Raw genomic sequence first — 16834 nt, forward strand, 5'->3', positions numbered from 1 at the left:
CGTCTCTTCATATCTCGCGTCGCGTAAAACTATACCCCTATGTTTAGAAGAAATCAGTCTTTAAGTAGATTTTTTGCATTCTTCTTAGGTAGCTTTCTTTTCTTCAACGCGTTGACTGCCTGTAGCCAAAATGCGTCAGCTCCTAACGGAAATACGGCACAAAATCAAAATCGCCCAACCACAAACGCCTCGACTGCGTTTCCTGCTGCCCAGGGCTGTAAGAATATTGGAATCTTGCTGCCCGAAACTGACACTTCAACCCGCTGGGAAAGCTACGATCGCCCCCTGCTAGAACAGGAAATCAAAAAGGCCCTTCCTGATGCTCAGATTCAATATGCAAACGCCAACAATAACGCCGATGCCCAGCAAAACCAGGCAGAATCCGCTTTAACACGAGGAGCCTGCATTTTAGTAATTGGTGCGAACGATAGTCAAAAAGCTTCGGCGATCGTGCAGTCCGCGAAAACCACTGGCGTTCCGGTGATTGCCTACGATCGACTGATTCAAGACAATGACCTTGCTTACTACGTTTCGTTTGATAACGTGCGCGTTGGTGAAATGCAGGGGCAATACATTATCGATCAGTATAAAAAAGGAGCCTACGGACTGAAGCGCGGTGCAAACGTGGCAATGCTGAATGGCTCCCGCACCGATAATAATGCGTTGCAGTTCCGTGAGGGTGCGCTGAAAGTCCTGCAGCCGTATTTCGATCGGGGGGAGTTGAACCTGGTATTTGATCAGTACACGCCGAACTGGGATCTGGCAAAAGCGCAATCGCTCACCGAAGGCGTACTGACCCGCGAAAAAAACAACGTTCAGGCAATCTACGCTGCCAGCGATATTCTCTCGACGGGAGCGATCGCCGCACTGCGCGCCCAAAACCTCAACGGTAAAGTGCTGGTGACAGGTCAGGATGCCAATGCCTCCAATATTCAGGCGATTCTGGCAGGCGATCAAAGCATGACCATTTATAAGCCGCTCATTAATATTGCAACAGCAGCGGCTCAAATTGTGGCGGCTCTGAGCAACGGCACGGATACTGCCTCGTTGACCAATGCGACGACGAAAACGACTGAGGGCGGTCAAATTCTCTCTGCGCTCTCGAAGCCGCAGCTTGTAGATGCCAGTAATATTCAAGACACGGTGATCAAAGATGGCTTCCTGACTAAGGAACAGGTTTGCCAGGGATTGCCGACAGGAGCGGGTAAGGATCTTTGCTCCTAAAGCGTTTGTGCGGTGAGTGTCTTATCTGCGGGTGGGGCACTCATCGTTTTTAAAGGCGATGTAAAACTTGAAACACTGCTCAAACCATCTGCGGGGATAGGGGAAGGCAGTCCCCATGCTACAGAATTCGTTAGGACAAATACTTATTCAAAAAGGGCAAAATTCCCTCAATCAGTTCCTCTGGATATTCCTCATGCAGTCCAAGCGAACCGGGCATCCGGTAGACCTGCACAGCGGTAAAGTGTGCCAGCACTTCCATCTCGGCTCTTGATTTAGGTGGCGTTTGTTCGCCGATCACCATCAGTACCGGGACGGGCGGCAAAGGCTGAAAGTAGTCCATAAATTTGCTGCGGTTCTTAACCGAATCCAGTGCTCCCGTAACGAAAGCAACCGAGGCGTGTCTCGCTCCCCAGCGTTGCGTCGTGCGCCATTTCTGCCCAATGAGCTTCCGGGTGACATTTTTGCCGTTGCCGTAAACGTGGCGACGATACATCAGTGCCAGAAAGGGCGGCAGCGTATTCAGAAAATAAAGCAACTGTCCCAGCAGCGGCAGGCGAACGATCGTCTTAAGCAGCTTATAAAACCAGCGATGCTCACCAAAGGCAGCCGGCAGCGGTCCGCGCCACGTAGGGGAAACCAGCACCACCCAGGACCAAGGCGGATTCGGCTGCTGGGTCAGATCCATCACGTATCCGGCTCCATGTCCTGCCGCAATCACGACCACGGGTTCCAAGAACATCGATCGCACAAAGTCGCGCAGCAGTGCCCGATAGACCGGGGGCGTGTAGTTCAAAAACGGACGGGAAGATTCGCCAAAGCCCAACCAGTCGATCGCCACCACCTGATACTGCTGGGCAAGCCGTTCAGCAATTCCCCGCATTTCGCCCCGCGATGAAACGCTGCTGAGGGCAGGCAAGAGCAAAATCGGTTTGCCCTCTCCCATCACTTCATAGGCGATCGTGACGGACTTTTTCTTCCAGTTCCAGTGGTACTCTCTGGCAGCACCACCGATAGTCGAGGTAGGGGTAGATCGTGACACAACACTTGCTCTAGACGCTGAAGAACTTTTCTGCCCTGATATTAAATCACCAGCCTAATAAGAGCTTAGGTTAATCTGGTTCCGCTTTAGAAAATTCGCGAAATATCGGTTACTTTGCAATATCTTCTGCTAGAGTTTTTTCTGCCTGCCACAATTCAAGATAGGACAAATGTTCATCCCTCACCACGCTAATTCATTTCATGACTGATCTGATTCTGTTCTGGCATCGTCGCGACTTACGAACGGTTGACAATATCGGACTGGCGGCTGCCCGTCAGAAAACGCCTAGAGTCGTCGGGGTCTTTTGCCTCGATCGCCTGATTCTCGATCGTGATGATGTTGCTCCTGCCAGAGTCACTTATTTGATCGAAAGCCTGCGAGAGTTACAGCAGCAGTATACCCAGGCAGGCAGCCAGCTCTTGATTCTGGAAGGCAACCCGATCGAGCGAATTCCGGCACTGGCAAAGGCTCTGAATGTTAAAGCCGTTCACCTAAATCGCGATGTCGAACCCTACGGACGGGAACGCGATCGAACCGTAGCAGCCGCTCTGCGCGAAGCGGGCATCGAAGTTCAACCCTTTTGGGATCAGCTTTTGCACGCCCCTAGGGCAGTGATCACCGGATCGGGACAGCCCTACACCGTCTTCAGTCCGTTCTGGCGCAACTGGAGAAGTCAGCCCAAAGCAGCTCCGGCTCTGAATCTGGAAGGAGCAACGGGTCTGACCGAAGCTGAACAGCAGGCCGCTCAAGCCGTCGGGACGATTGCCTCCGGCAACAGCGAAGCTACCGCCCTACCCAGCGCGAAGGATCTGGGCTTTGTCTGGGATGTAGACGTTCTTCCCCTGGCTCCGGGCACGAGTGCGGCAATGGCGCGACTAGAAGAATTCTGCAACGACTCGCTCACGGAATACGGCGAACAGCGCAATTTTCCCTCGGTGCGGGGCACGTCTCAGCTCAGCGCGGCGTTGAAATTTGGCACGATCGGCGTGCGAACCATTTGGGCAGCGACCGAGCAGGTTTATGACCAGAGCCGCAGCGATGAAACGCGGGAAAATGTGCAGTCCTGGCAGCAGGAGATTGCCTGGCGAGAGTTTTATCAGCACGCGATGTACAGCTTCCCGGAACTGGCAGACGGCGCATACCGAGATTCGTTCAAAAACTTTCCCTGGGAAAACCGGGACGATTACTTTCAGGCGTGGTGCGAAGGGCGAACCGGATACCCGATCGTCGATGCTGCCATACGTCAAATGAATACGATCGGCTGGATGCACAACCGTTGCCGCATGATTGTTGCAAGCTTCATGGTGAAAGATCTGCTGCTCGATCCGCGATTGGGCGAAAAATATTTCATGCAAAAGCTCGTAGACGGCGATCTGTCTGCGAATAACGGCGGCTGGCAATGGACGGCATCAAGCGGTATGGATCCAAAGCCGCTTCGCATTTTCAACCCCGCAAGCCAGGCACAAAAATTTGACCCAGAAGCCGACTATATCCGCGAATATCTACCGGAACTGCGGAGCATCGACACAGCCGATTTAGTCACAGGCAAGATTGGCTCCTACGATCGCGAACGCTGCGGCTACCCAGAACCGATCGTCGATCACAAAGTGCAGCAAAACCGCTTTAAGCAAATTTATCAGCAGCAAAAGGAAGTCACTGCCCTGAGCTAAAAACGATATCAATTCCAGAGGTGAGATGTAGCGGGCGATCGGTACTAATGAAGCCCTGTCAGCATCTTGCTTTTCAGCAGGTCAAGCAAGGCAAAGGCAGGTGGCGTCAAGAGGGATTGCTTCAGAATGGCAATACTGATGATTCTGTAGAGCGGTACAGGCAGGCTATAGACCTGCACTTCTGCTGGAATTGGTTCTGCGGCAAGGCGAGGGCTAATTGCAGCTCCCAGCCCTTTCGCCACCATATTCACGATCGTAGAATCCGATCGAACTTGATACATTGCGTTTAAGACCGCACCGTACTTTGCGCCGTGAGCATAAACCATCGCATCACAACCATCTCCATCGGGAGCCATAATTAACCCGTAGTTACTGAGTTCATCCCAGTTCAACCGATTGCCCGATAGCTTTGTGTCAGGTGGAAACAGAACGACGAACTCGTCTCGCATCAGCTCCCAGGTTTCAAACTCCTCGCCTGTGGGCAGGTAGGTAATGCCAATATCCGCCCGCCCCTTGCGTAAATCATCCTCAACATCATCGCGATCGTCGTATTCTGCAATGCGAACGGCAACGGCTGGATAGCGACGGCAAAATTCAGCGATTGCGTCAGGCAGAATGTGGGTAGCTGCACTGCGGAAGGCAGAAATTCGTACCTGTCCGCCTCGTAAGCCTTTGGATAAATCTGCCTGCTTGGTAATGTCGTCGATCAGGTACATAATCTGACGAGCGCGATCGACAATCTGTTCGCCTACTGGAGTCAGAATCGCACCGTAACGTCCCCGCGAAAATAAACTGACGCCTAAATCTGCTTCAAGGGCAGAAATGGCATGACTAATTGCAGACTGTGACATCTGGAGCTGCAATGCTGCCTCGCTAAAACTGCCGCAATTTGCGATCGTAATCAGCACTTGCAGTTGAGAGAGCTTCAATTGGCTTTGACGGCTATATCCCACGACGGTATCCCACAATGTCTCGTCTCGATCTGCCTGGATTATCGCAAAACCAACTTCAGTAGGGGGTTAATGATCCATGAGTGCGATCGATAGATGCCTATTAAAGCAGCAGATTGTCGCATTTGACCGTTAACCAATAAGGTGAAATAACCCATGAATTCGGGCAGCTATGACATTCACGCTTCGTTCAGCGCACAGCAAAGGCATTCTCCTACTGATTCTGACGACGATCATCTGGGGAACGTCTTTTCCTCTGCTCAAACATACTTTAAGCAGTCTCTCACCAGGAGTTATTCTTGCGGCTCGATTCAGCATTGCAGCCGTAGCAGTTTTCCCCTGGCTTCGCAAACTCGATCGTCCTCTCATTCGGGATGGAGTGCTGCTAGGATGCGTTTATTTTGCAGAATGTGCCTGTGCTTTGATCGGTCTAGAAACCATTTCTGCGAATCGATCCGCCGTTATCATCAGCTTGAATGTCATTTTGGTTCCACTGCTGGCTGGCTTAATGGGTCAGCGTTTGTCGAGCAAAGTGCTGCTTGCTGCGGCTGTTGCGATGCTAGGCATTGGGGTGATGTCCTGGGAAGGAGGCGGACTCAGCCAGGGAGACGTTTTAACGATCGTCTGCGCCGTTGGAATTGCAGTTTATATTTTAATGTTAGAGGCGATCACTCCTCGTCATCCAACCCTGCCGCTGGTTGCGGTGCAGCTCGTTACAACGGCACTTTTAGGACTGTTTTTTTCAGTTTCAGAGTTAGCAGAGGCAGCTAGAGCAATTGGCAGTCAGTTCAGCAGCTTGCTCTACCTGGGTCTAGTCGTTACGGCAACGCCAATCTGGACACAGGCGATCGCTCAACGCTGGGTTGCTGCTCATGAAGCCGCTCTGCTCTACACATTGGAACCAGTGTTTGCGGCAGTGTTTTCTTTCTGGTTTCTGGAAGAAGGATTTGGCATTCAGGGACTAATTGGAGCAGGGTTGATCCTCGCCGCGACTGCTTATAGCCAGCGCCTTCGCTAATGCAAAATCATCCAAGACAACTCAAGCGGAATTCGTTACCCTGACCTTAGCGGCTCCAGTACAAGTTGGGGGAAAGATGGCGCAGCTTCGGGAAACTGCACAGGAAACTGTTAAATTCTGGCGCGATCCTGCACTGGAAAATTTGGAGATGCTGCGGGCAACTTATGTGACGCATACCTTCTCACGCCATACTCACGAAGGGTATGCGATCGGCGTCATCGAGCAGGGCATCGAAGAATTCACCTATCAGGGCGCAACTCATCAGGCTCCGGCAGGCAGCATTGTGGTAATTCACCCTGGCGAAGTGCATACGGGACACGCCGCAAATTCTGATGGCTGGACTTATCGAATGCTGTACCCGGATGTCTCTCTGATGCAAAAGGCGGCAGCCGAATTTACCGGACGACTAACGCTTCAGGAAAGTGCAAAGCAACCGATCGAAGTGCCCTACTTCCCCAATCCCGTGATGGATGACCCCCAGTTAGCGGCGCTGCTTCGGCAGCTTCATCAAACAATTGAGCATTCGCGATCGGTTTTAGAGCGAGAGTCACGCTTTTTGTGGCTATTTGCCCAGCTCATTGCCCGATATGCCGATGTTTGTCCTCGCTTTACTCCCATTGGCAATGAGATCCAGGTTGTCCGGCAGGTTCAGGATTATCTGAAGGCAAACTATATGCACAGTATTACCCTGGAGCAGCTTGCCCAGCTTGCCCAACTCAAACCGCTCCGGCTACTGCGTTTGTTTCAGAAGCACGTTGGTTTGCCGCCGCACGTTTATCTGGTGCAAACCCGCGTCATGAATGCGAAGGCACTGCTGCGATCGGGAGTTCCCTTAGCGCAAGCCGCTGTCGATACCGGATTCACAGATCAAAGTCACCTGAATCGCCATTTCAAACGACTGGTTGGAGTTACGCCAAAGCAGTATGCGATCGGCTGCAAAAACGTCCAAGATTTGCCAGAAGCAGTTTTCCTAGAATAGGACGGTTGTAATTCATTCAATTAGGGTTCACTCACAGGAATGCTTCACTCTACTTCCGTTTCGGCGGGTCTACCCACACCTCGATCCGAGTTTTGGGCAGGCAGTCGAGCCATGTTTCCGCTCGTGGTCGGGGCAACGCCGTTTGGAATCTTGTTTGGAACGCTGGCAGTCAAGAGCGGACTCTCGATCGCCGGAACGCTGGCAATGTCTGCTTTCGTGTTTGCCGGGTCAGCGCAGTTCATCTCGCTAGGCTTACTGGCCGTTGGAACGCCTTTACCGCTAATTTTGCTCACGACGCTGGTCGTCAACCTGCGCCATCTGCTGTACGCGATCGGGTTGCTTCCTTATGTGGGAAAACTGGCTCACCGATGGCGATTGGCAATGGGCTTCTGGCTCACCGATGAATCCTTTGCGGTGGCGATCGCCCGCTACTATCAATCTGATCCGTCGCCCTACAAGCACTGGTATTACCTGGGAGCCGCCCTGTTTATGTATGGGAACTGGCAATTCTGGACGGCGATTGGCATCTGGCTCGGTCAGCAGCTTCCTGATGCAACACAGTGGGGTCTTGATTTTGCCATGTCGGTCACGTTTATTGGCATGGTCGTTCCCTACGTCATCACCGTTCCCATGCTCATGACCGTTCTGGTTGCAGGTGTAACTGCGTTGCTTGCCCATTCTCTGCCGCATCAACTGGGCTTGTTAGTTGCCGCTTTAGCAGGGGTAGCCGCCGGATTCGCTGTAGAGCAGTTTTTTAGTCAGGAGACAAAATGAACGAATTTTATTTAATTGCTGGCATGGCGGCAATCACGTTTGCAATTCGCTATGGGCTGCTGGCACTCTGCGGACGGATTCGCCTGTCCTCAAAACTCACGCAACTGCTGCGATACATTCCTCCGGCAGTGCTGACAGCGATCGTGGTTCCTGCGGTGCTAATGCCGACGGGGAATGAGCTGCAAATCACGCCAACCAATGCTCGACTGGTCGGGGCAATTGTCGCGGTTCTGGTCAGCTACAAAACCAAAAATCTGTTGCTTACGATCGGACTGGGAATGCTGTCATTTTTCCTATGGCAGTGGTTTTTGCAAAGCAGCTTTCACTGACCCGCTCATTCTTTTATCTCCCTTTTGTTAGTTCCTATGTACTAGAATCAATACCCTGAGATAGACGGCACATCGATCGTTGCTGCTTATAACAGGAAGAGTATGGATTCTTGAACCGGGAAACCGATATGGCACTCGAAGAACTTCGGAAAAGCGAAATGATGGCGCATCTGCTGGATGCCCTCAATGAAGGCAAAGACATTGGACATTACGGCAGACTGACCTTTGCCATGATTGCGCGTCATTTTATGACAGAAGACGAGCTGATTGAATATCTGCAAAAAGACTCCGATTTCAGCGAAACGGAAGCTAAGGCACTGGTGAAGCAGGTCGAGGGCAAAGACTATAATCCGCCCAAGCGCGATCGCATCTTAGACTGGCAGCAGCAGCAGGATTTCCCCATTTGCCCCAATCCCGACGATCCCGATAGCTGCAACGTTTATCGCGACCTCCAGTTCCCCGATGAAGTCTACGAGCATATCTCCAGCTACTACGAACACAAAGTCAGCTAGGGAATTTATAAGGGTGATTTAAAACATTCCCTTGAAAGTACCAGCATTCCTGCATTCGCCCCCAGTTCCCATCCGTAGGAGACTTCCGATCAAAGGTTCAGTTCAGAATTCCTCAACCCAAGGACTTCAAACTTTACTCCGGCTCAAAGTCTCCCCTGAATGTGGGATTTAGGGGGCGGTTCGATCGCCCTTTCAAAACCTCTGTATGATTCCAACACCCTTTATGAGCCGCAGGGAGAACTCCCCTGATACAGCTTCAGCGTGCCAAAGTTAAGGCTTAGCGCGATGTTAAGGTTCTCGAGCGATTGAATCAGCCAGGTTACAGCATCGCTGGCATAGGTTTCATAGTGCTTAAACAAAATCGCCAGACGTGCTTCCAGGCAGGGCTTCACCTTGCGGCAAATCAAGACAATCTTCAGCAGCAGCCCGATCGTCGTTGTAATGCCCAGATTGCCCGTCAGATCGACAAATAAACTGTGGTTGAGCTTCTGAGGACTGTCTACGACCAGGAGGTTCAGCAGACGGCGGCAGGTTTGCACCATCAGCACATCGGAAAACGGGTCGGCGTGATGCTCTGGCAGCGTTTCCTTTAAGAACTGGTGCAGGCGCGAATTAAACTGGCAATTGCCATATTTTGGATCGATCGACTCCACCAAATACTCGTAGAGGTCATCCTTAAACGATCGATAGGACGAAGTGTGACTGGTATAGGTAACAAAGCGATGTGCCCGATCGCGGTAAGTATTAGAACCATCGATCTTGCCGCCGAAGTGGAGCAGTGCCCGATCGATCTGGCGATCGCTAAGTAGGGTCGGGTTTTGCAGCGATGCACAAGAGCCATTGGGCTGGGGCAATCGACCATCCTGCCGCACATCAGGCTGAACCTCATTGGATTGAAGGCTGAAGCTGTTGCCGATCTGTCGATGGGTAGCATAGCAGGCGAGGTCTCGCTCAAACTGACGCTGCACTTGACGGCGAATCTGGCGCACCCGACGACGCTGCTCGTCTGAACTGTCCCTAGTCAGCAGGTTTGCTTCGTACAGGCAGGGATAGCGGCGAATCAGCGTTCTCAAGGGTCTGGAGCCAGTGTAGTTATCTGGCGTTTGACTAACCACCTGTGCCAGGCGTTGCAGGGCGGCATACTGCTCGGTGGATTTAAACTGCTTCACAAGCTGCCGAAGGCGAAGGGTTGTTCGCGATCGAGCATGACTGTTTGAAACGCGATCGAATTGGTTCACTAACTCCGAGATCGCACTGTGGAGCCGGGGCTGCATTAGCCAGTGGTTAATCAAAATGTGACAGCTTCGATTGAGAATGAACTTAAAATCCTTCTCAACGTAGGGTGAGTCAATCACGCACTTGAGTGCCAGCCAAATTTCATGATTTGGGTAGCCTGCGCCATCAATGAACAGCATCCAAAAGCGCTCGATCAGCGCATCGGGTGATTCTACCCTGGCACAATCGAGAAGATGGCTGTAAAGTAACTGCTCCTGCAAAAGATTGGGCTGAACTTGGATGGTCCGACGCTGATAGTAATCTGACCAGGAATCCATCATGCTTGACGACTTCCTAAATAGTGCTATGAACGTAAGCGAAGCGCCCGAGGCAATCGGTTTATTTAAGGCGATCGGGTGAACTGTCGAACAGTTGTACAGTCAGCTATCAGGGGGCAGGACAGCAAACAGCACGATGAAGCAATCCAGGGAAACACGGCACAGGGGACACAATGCAGGGGATACAACACAGGGAACACGATGCAGAAAACAATTCCAGGTAACACCTGCAGCAGAAGTATCACATTTATACTCTGACTACAAGTGCCCAAGGACAGGTTCCTGCGAATCGTTTTTTCTGCGATCGGTTTTCCTGCAATCTTTTTCCTGTAATCTCTCTTCTTCCTATGGTTTCCTAAGACTCCTATTTATGAATCCCAAAAATGAGTATCGATATGAATCCTAAAAGTGAGTATTGATTAATTTTCTCAGTGTCTCTCTTTGCTAAAGTGGCTTATTGGTACCTGATATTAATCTAGCTTCTCAGTGAAATTGCTGAAATCAGTATGAACCTTTAACTTCATTTGCAAAGCTGGCTCGTCGAATAAAGTGAAATGGTCCGGCAATCGATCCCCACACTAGCTCGTTGGTGTCTGGATCAAGCCCGCGATCGAGGCTGATAAACTTCTGCTCGTCAATTTCAAATTCGCTGTCTAGATAAGTTGCCTGCCCTTTACGATGCACAATACAGCCTTTGCCGGGTTCCACCGAACCTTTAAAGCTATGCCCAGTCCATTGGACAATCATGTTACAGCCTGGAAGCTTCTCAAGCTGGTCTGGTCGCAGCGTTTGCAGTCGATTTAAATCGCGAGACGCACCATATAGAGCCGTTTCGTCTTTGACGACATAGTTTTCGATTTCAATGCGATCGCCTTTCGCGATCAGCTTGAGAACGCGCACCCGGTAAGGATCATTCAGCATATAGTCGTACGCCTGCTCAACAAAGAGACTCGTACCCGATAACAGATCAACGGGTAGCGGACGCATACAAACCCGAATGTGAGCGAAAAAGGGTGGATTTTCAAATGCCTGCGCCTGGTTGCTAAAGTCGGCTGCCATCCAGCGGGCAAGCGTCGCGATGTCGGTGGTGTGGGTCATGCCGGGATTAATACAAAGAGATGTAATAAAAGATTCAGACGATAATTTTCCCTATTCTATGAGTTTTTGAACGAGGTTTAACCCAGCAGGATCAGGAGAAACCCACAAAAGTTTCACCTTGCTTCAGGAATTGTACTTTCAGCGTTCTCCCAGAATTCCCGCCAAATTCTCTTTGAGGGATGCTACTGAGCAGGTGCGGCAACTTTCCTTAAACCGTGCAAAATCGGCATTGCCAGCAGTCCCCAGCCAACGCCTGTGATTAGTCCAAACAGGGTCATGACGCCCTGGTTGACTTGCCAGCCCGCAAACATCTGCGCTCCATACTCAAATCCATAAGCCATCATCAGCCCACTGGCAAAAATCGCCCCGCCCCAGCCGTACTGATGCAGCCAGTAAAATCCTCTGCCTTTCGTCATGCCATAAAGCAATCGCGTTACGAATAAACCCAGAACCGTACCATAGCAGCGCATACAAACTGCCATCATCCAAGGGGGCGACAGGGCAAGACCCAATTCGGGCTGCGGGCAGACGTGACGACCCATGAAATAAATGATGTTAGCCACGATCGGTACACCCAACAATCCTGACCCTGCCAGAAACGGAGCCATCAGCGGACCCACAACCATTCCCGCTAGTAAAAAATCTGCCGTCCCGCCGGCCCAGTTCCGGGACGATCGCGGTTTTCTTGAGGCAATCTCCATTCAAGCTCTCCTCTGCGTCGCTGTCATTTATTCTAAAGGTCGTGGGAGCTGACTGTGAGAGGAAGCCAAACGATCGCACTCCGCTCGCGAATCAATTCAGGCATGCTGAAGCAACCGGACGATCGCCCAGGCAAACCGAGTTTAAGCGCAGCCAGGCTAAGCCATGCTGAAGAAACAGCCTTTTGCTTCTACGACATCAGGGCTAAGCGGGCGTGTTCAATGCAAGTGTCCAGCACCTTCAGAAACTCTGCCAGCCAGCGCGGAGGGGGAACCAAGCGGGAGCCGTAACCCGATTGCCGTCCACAACCGTTGAGAAGCCATCATTCGTGCCCGAACTGCCCTGTAAGTTGAGGAAACGGTCAAGGTAAGGTGAAACATTACAAAATCGAAATCTAGGATTTTGGAAAAAATATTCTGACTGGAAAAGAAACGTTAAAGCAGCTCCTAATTCTCCCAAATCCTTCGAAGCAAAGCATTTCCGCTTTTGTCATGAAATTGCTAAAGACTGTCTGTAACCAGTGTTACTACGGAAGCGATAACATGGTCTTTCTGTAAAGAAGCACCTTTAACCAGTGTTACTACGCAACCGATAATATGTTCTTTTTGTAAAGAAGCACCAAATGCGGATGTTCGCAGCTTCTAATTCTCCCAAATCCTTCAAGGCAAAGCATTTTGCCTTTGTCATAAAATTGCTAAAGACTGCCTGTAACCAGGGATTACTACGCAATCGATAATATGTTCTTTTTGTAAAGAAGCACTAAATGCGGATGTTCACCGAGGTGGTATGAACTTAAATGATGCTGATGGTGCATCGCTTCAAGATTGTTAGCGAATTAGGGTTCTAGCGAACAGAAGATCCTTCATCCCTTGGAATCTCTTTTTCCAAGGAGCTTAGATAATGCTGATGGTGCATCGCTTCAAGATTGTTAGCGAGTCAGGGTTTTAGCGAACAGAAGATCCTTCATCCCTTGGAATCTCTTTTTCCAAGCTTTATAGCCTTTGCTCATCGACAGAAAGAGTATCAATTGTCGGAGCAATGATGGCTATCAGCATCACGTTTTTGAATTAAGGAAAAGGACAAACCTAATCAAACCAAACCAGAGAAACGAGAGGTTTCCCAACATGGGTTCTCTCTTAGTTTTTCCATTTCCTGCTAACTAGATCCATCTGTTTTTGTACCGACGTAGCTGATGCTTCGGTGTGTTCTTGCTGCGCTTCCTGGCTCTAAAAGAGTAAAAGGATCGGGCAAAGTCTAGTGTCTACTTTATTTTTTTGCATTGGAGAATCGCATGAACAAGGTAACAGTAATTATCCCTGCTTATGGAGTAGAAAAGTATATCGCTTCAACGATCGAATCTGTTCTGGCACAGAGTTATCAGAACTTTGAACTGGTGATTGTTGACGATGGCTCACCGGATAGAAGCGTTGAAATTTGCCAACGGTTTAAAGATCCTCGAATCAGAATTCTACGCCAGGAGAACCAGGGACCTGCCGCTGCTAGAAACCTTGGAATTGCGAACTCTAGCGGAGAATATATTGCCTTTCTCGACGGAGATGATTTGTGGCAACCTGACAAGCTCGCCAAGCATGTAGAACATCTCAACAATGCTCCTGAAGTTGGTGTCAGTTTTTGCCGATCGGAGTTGATCGATGAGTTTGATCGATCGCTGGGAATGTATCAGGTCATCACCAAGCTAGAAGACATCACACCACTCGATTTACTTTGTCGAACACCGATCGGCAATGGCTCTGTACCTGTGATTCGACGTAGCACTTTAGAAGATATCAAATACACCCTTAATCAAGGTGAAACAGAACAAACTTGCTTTTTTAACCCCGATCGAAGCATCCATCCTTCTGAAGATGTGGAGTGTTGGATGAGAATTGCTTTGACAACGTCTTGGAAAATTGCTGGAATTTCAGATGCACTAACGCTCTATCGAGTGAACTCAAGAGGATTTTCTGCCAACCTTGAGAAGAAATTAGCTTCCTGGGAGCGAATGCTTGAAGCGGTAGAGCAGTACGCTCCAGACGCTTGCCAGAAATGGATGCGCCCTGCTATGGCTTATCAGTTGCGTCATTTAGCTCGACGAGCTGTTTCGCTACGTGATGGACAAATGGCGATCTCTTTTTCACACAGAGCGATGTCAGCCTACAGCCCCATTTTGACAGAAGAACCCTATCGAACGTTTCAGACTTTTGCTGCTGCGTATTCAGTTCGCTTCTTCCCGATCGAGCTGTATAAAAAGCTCGAAAAATTCATGATGCAGAAGAACGGTATTGTTCAAAGCTATGTCGCAAAAACTTCTGAGTAACAGAGGAGTCGTGGCGTTCGCTTGCTTCAGCAAAGATGGCTGAGAAGATATCTGAGAAATAGTAACAGCGATCCGAAGTGCCCTCTAGCTCCCAACAAGGTGACAGACCTGGATCTCTTGCCGGGTTCAAAGTCTTCTGGAATTGAGGAATTTAGGGGGCAATGTAGAATCTCTGGCAAGTAGCAGGACATCATTCAACCAGAGATAGGCAGGTCAGCAGAATTAAAAGGCTCTTCGGAGAATGGGTTATCACAGCGTCAGTATCATCGTCAGAAATGCTGGAGATGAACGGGTTACCGCTTTGTTTAACCCATCCTTCGTTGTAATGATGTCCATCCACTGGCTACAACACCAACAAAAAGAGGGATCGATCGACCCCTCGCAGCTTGCAATTTTTAAGTTAGAAACTCAATTTTTTAAGTTGAAAACTACAGATTAAGAGCGAATATTAACCTTCTCGTCTTAGAGCCGCTTCGACCTGATTAAATTCAATTTCCAGACGGTCCTTTAGTTTTTGAGGGACAGGGCGATTGGGATAGGAGCTGTAGTGACCTGCAAGCGAGTTCAGAGCAGTTCTCATCGTGGTAAAAGAGCTAAGCTTCAGCAGCGAACCGTCGCGGCGATAGCGAGCTGAGAAATCGTTAATCTTTTCACGCGCTTCTACCTGTGCTTCTATCTTGTCAGGCGAATCATTTGGCAATTCTAGTGCCCCTTTGAGGCTTTCGATCAGTGCCAGGGTATCTTGGCGATAGTTGCCGCTGAGTCCGGTTGGCGACGATGAGCAGCCCATCAAACCAACTACCAGAACCAGCGCGAGAGCAAATACACGAGACAGAAATCTGTTCATAAAACCTCAGTAGTATAGAGCGCAGTATGGATAGTGTCCGATCGAACAATTCAACTGGATTCGACCCGTAATGCTGATTTTATCTTGTCTGGGATCGCTTTAACCTGATCCCTTACAGAGGCAGGTGCAGAGCAAAGCGGTGGGCAAAGACAAGGAGTACCTGAGTTTCAATGAAGCTAATTTACCCTCCGAGGAAAGCCTCTTCGCACCATCGCCAGTCCTTCTCCTAAACTGCTTTTATGCTTCTTCCTGCGTCTGCTTTTTCCGTTCATGCAGCTTTAGCAGCATCTCGGCGTGTTTCTCGCGAGTAATGGGATAGAAATAAGCCAGCACCATGCCGCAGACCAAAGCCGCTGTGGGAAAGGGCCCGATCGCCAATCGAATCGCCTGCACTGCGGTTTCGGGCTGAACAGGCGGCGGTTGTCCGGGAGTGGTTGCCAAAAATCCGGCGCGGTCGAGCGATTGCCCCACGAGAAATAGCCCTACCGCAAGTCCAAGCTTTTGCAGCAGCACCATGAAGCTGTAGAAAATGCCTTCCCGTCGCTGTCCGGTTCGCAGTTCATCGAGTTCGATCACGTCGGGAATCATCGACCAGGGAATTAAATAGGCGATCGACACTCCCGCGCCTGCCATGACTGCCAGCGGGTAAACCAGAGAAACCTGATCGGGACGCAAGCCAAACAGTAAACCCTGAGCAATCATCCATAGCACCATGCCCATGAAGTAGGTCGCTTTTTTGCCGTAGCGATCGCTGACTCGTTGCCAAAAGAACAGCAGCACCAGAGCCGTCGCCTGCACGATCAGCGCGATCACCGTGAAATTTGCCGAGGGCAGCCTGAGCGCGTCTACCACATAGTAGGGCAGGATTGAAGCCGTGACTTGAACTGCCATCCAGGAAAACAGGTAAATACCAATCACATACAGAAACGGCACATTGGTGAAAGTGACGAGAAAATTGACGAGCCAGCTCTTCTGCCGCCATTGTTCTCCCTGCGTGGAGGTGAGCCATCGCTGAAGCCACTGAGGAAGGGCGTTCACGGCGAGGCTGAGGTTTTGGGCGGTGGGGGTTGCGGCATCTGTAATGCGGGCAACGACTTTCGATCGCGCCGATGTGCCAAACACACACCAGTAAAGCGGAATTGTCGAAATCACAGCGCAAATGCCCCCCAGAATCAAATACTGCTGCTCTGGGTTGGGAAACGCCTGAAAAATCAGCAGTGCCAGAATCAGTGAAAAGATACTGCCGCCGATCGAAAACGCAAACCGATAGCTGTTCAAGCGGGTGCGCTCGTTGTAGTCCTGCGTTAGTTCAGCAGTCAGTGCCGTGTAGGGCAAGTTGACCATTGTATAAAAGCTATTAAACAGGATGCCGATAATGACGTAGTACCAGAACAACGCCTGCTGATTTGCGCCCGGATCTGCACTGAAGCGAGGAACCAACCACAGCAAAAAGAAAGTTATCCCAAACGGAATCGCGCCGTACAGCATCCAGGGATAGCGTCTGCCTTGGGCTGACTGCGTTCGATCGCTCAATAGCCCGACGATCGGATCATTCACCGCATCCCAGATTTTGCCAACCAGCAGAATGCTACCCGCAACGGCGGCGTTCAGTCCGGCAACGTTCGTGAAAAAGACGAGCGAAAAGAATGCCAGAACATTCGCGGTAATCGCCGGGCCCAGATCACCTGCGCCATAGGCAAGTCGAGTGCTGAGATTCATCGGCGGGGTTTGTCCAGTGGGACGGTCTGGCATCGGCGGGGAATTTGCGTCAGGAGAACTCATGGGATATGCACGTCAAACGGTAAAGTCTACTCTGCCACGATCG

15 protein-coding genes and 1 pseudogene are annotated in these 16834 nt (G+C 50.5%); 8 read left to right on the forward strand and 8 right to left on the reverse strand.

Going from position 1 to position 16834, the window contains the following annotated elements; translation table 11 throughout:
• The first annotated feature begins 111 nt into the window (after positions 1 to 111).
• Positions 112 to 1224 carry a substrate-binding domain-containing protein gene (locus NDA02_RS06930; RefSeq protein WP_242067576.1) on the forward strand — a complete coding sequence of 371 codons (1113 nt, stop codon included), beginning with the start codon at positions 112 to 114 and terminating at the stop codon, positions 1222 to 1224.
• A 130-nt stretch (positions 1225 to 1354) separates the two neighbouring features.
• Here the strand turns inward: NDA02_RS06930 and NDA02_RS06935 are convergent, their stop codons facing one another.
• Positions 1355 to 2263 (reverse strand): alpha/beta hydrolase, encoded by a 909-nt coding sequence (locus tag NDA02_RS06935; protein WP_347277928.1) that lies wholly within the window; start codon positions 2261 to 2263, stop codon positions 1355 to 1357.
• 200 nt (positions 2264 to 2463) lie between these two features.
• Between NDA02_RS06935 and NDA02_RS06940 the strand changes: the two genes are divergently transcribed.
• Positions 2464 to 3933, forward strand: a complete 1470-nt coding sequence (locus NDA02_RS06940) for an FAD-binding domain-containing protein (protein WP_190794379.1) — start codon at positions 2464 to 2466, stop codon at positions 3931 to 3933.
• Positions 3934 to 3977: 44 nt separating this feature from the next.
• On the opposite strand, the gene NDA02_RS06945 is transcribed toward NDA02_RS06940, so the two are convergent.
• On the reverse strand, positions 3978 to 4886 hold the full coding sequence (locus tag NDA02_RS06945) for a LysR substrate-binding domain-containing protein (RefSeq protein WP_190794378.1): 909 nt from the start codon (positions 4884 to 4886) through the stop codon (positions 3978 to 3980).
• Positions 4887 to 5055: 169 nt separating this feature from the next.
• Here NDA02_RS06945 and NDA02_RS06950 point away from each other — a divergent pair, with 169 nt between their 5' ends.
• The 5 genes from NDA02_RS06950 to NDA02_RS06970 all read left to right on the forward strand — a co-directional run bounded on the left by NDA02_RS06950 (position 5056) and on the right by NDA02_RS06970 (position 8495).
• A complete protein-coding gene (locus tag NDA02_RS06950) occupies positions 5056 to 5901 on the forward strand; it encodes a DMT family transporter (RefSeq protein ID WP_190794377.1) in 846 nt (281 codons plus the stop codon).
• Positions 5902 to 5977: 76 nt separating this feature from the next.
• Positions 5978 to 6880, forward strand: coding sequence for an AraC family transcriptional regulator (locus NDA02_RS06955; RefSeq protein WP_190794376.1), 903 nt, complete (start codon positions 5978 to 5980; stop codon positions 6878 to 6880).
• A 39-nt stretch (positions 6881 to 6919) separates the two neighbouring features.
• Positions 6920 to 7654: an AzlC family ABC transporter permease gene (locus NDA02_RS06960; RefSeq protein WP_190794375.1), complete on the forward strand. Its 735-nt coding sequence runs from the start codon at positions 6920 to 6922 to the stop codon at positions 7652 to 7654.
• Complete coding sequence (locus NDA02_RS06965) at positions 7651 to 7983, forward strand: AzlD domain-containing protein (RefSeq protein ID WP_190794374.1); 333 nt, start codon at positions 7651 to 7653, stop codon at positions 7981 to 7983. The genes NDA02_RS06960 and NDA02_RS06965 overlap by 4 nt, the downstream gene beginning before the upstream one ends.
• Before the next feature lie 128 nt (positions 7984 to 8111).
• Entirely contained in the window at positions 8112 to 8495 is a 384-nt protein-coding gene (locus NDA02_RS06970; RefSeq protein WP_190794373.1) for a hypothetical protein, read from the forward strand.
• A 221-nt stretch (positions 8496 to 8716) separates the two neighbouring features.
• Here the strand turns inward: NDA02_RS06970 and NDA02_RS06975 are convergent, their stop codons facing one another.
• From NDA02_RS06975 to NDA02_RS06990, 4 genes and pseudogenes are all read right to left on the reverse strand, one after another.
• A complete protein-coding gene (locus NDA02_RS06975; protein ID WP_348246224.1) occupies positions 8717 to 10051 on the reverse strand; it encodes a hypothetical protein in 1335 nt (444 codons plus the stop codon).
• Positions 10052 to 10549: 498 nt separating this feature from the next.
• Positions 10550 to 11146, reverse strand: coding sequence for a chromophore lyase CpcT/CpeT (locus NDA02_RS06980; RefSeq protein ID WP_190794372.1), 597 nt, complete (start codon positions 11144 to 11146; stop codon positions 10550 to 10552).
• A 182-nt stretch (positions 11147 to 11328) separates the two neighbouring features.
• Positions 11329 to 11847, reverse strand: coding sequence for a DUF2085 domain-containing protein (locus NDA02_RS06985; RefSeq protein WP_348254699.1), 519 nt, complete (start codon positions 11845 to 11847; stop codon positions 11329 to 11331).
• Positions 11848 to 12035: 188 nt separating this feature from the next.
• Positions 12036 to 12154: pseudogene (locus NDA02_RS06990) on the reverse strand (protease); the annotation flags it as partial.
• A gap of 982 nt (positions 12155 to 13136) precedes the next feature.
• On the opposite strand from NDA02_RS06990, the gene NDA02_RS06995 reads away from it, so the two are divergent.
• A complete protein-coding gene (locus tag NDA02_RS06995) occupies positions 13137 to 14162 on the forward strand; it encodes a glycosyltransferase family A protein (protein WP_190794369.1) in 1026 nt (341 codons plus the stop codon).
• A 448-nt stretch (positions 14163 to 14610) separates the two neighbouring features.
• Here the strand turns inward: NDA02_RS06995 and psb27 are convergent, their stop codons facing one another.
• Together psb27 and NDA02_RS07005 are read right to left on the reverse strand one after the other, a co-directional pair.
• Complete coding sequence (gene psb27, locus NDA02_RS07000; protein WP_190794368.1) at positions 14611 to 15009, reverse strand: photosystem II protein Psb27; 399 nt, start codon at positions 15007 to 15009, stop codon at positions 14611 to 14613.
• 237 nt (positions 15010 to 15246) lie between these two features.
• Positions 15247 to 16761, reverse strand: coding sequence for an MFS transporter (locus tag NDA02_RS07005; protein WP_348254730.1), 1515 nt, complete (start codon positions 16759 to 16761; stop codon positions 15247 to 15249).
• Positions 16762 to 16834: the final 73 nt, after the last annotated feature.

This window comes from Leptolyngbya sp. ST-U4, from assembly GCF_039962215.1.
In the GTDB taxonomy this organism is placed as follows: domain Bacteria; phylum Cyanobacteriota; class Cyanobacteriia; order Elainellales; family Elainellaceae; genus Leptolyngbya_A.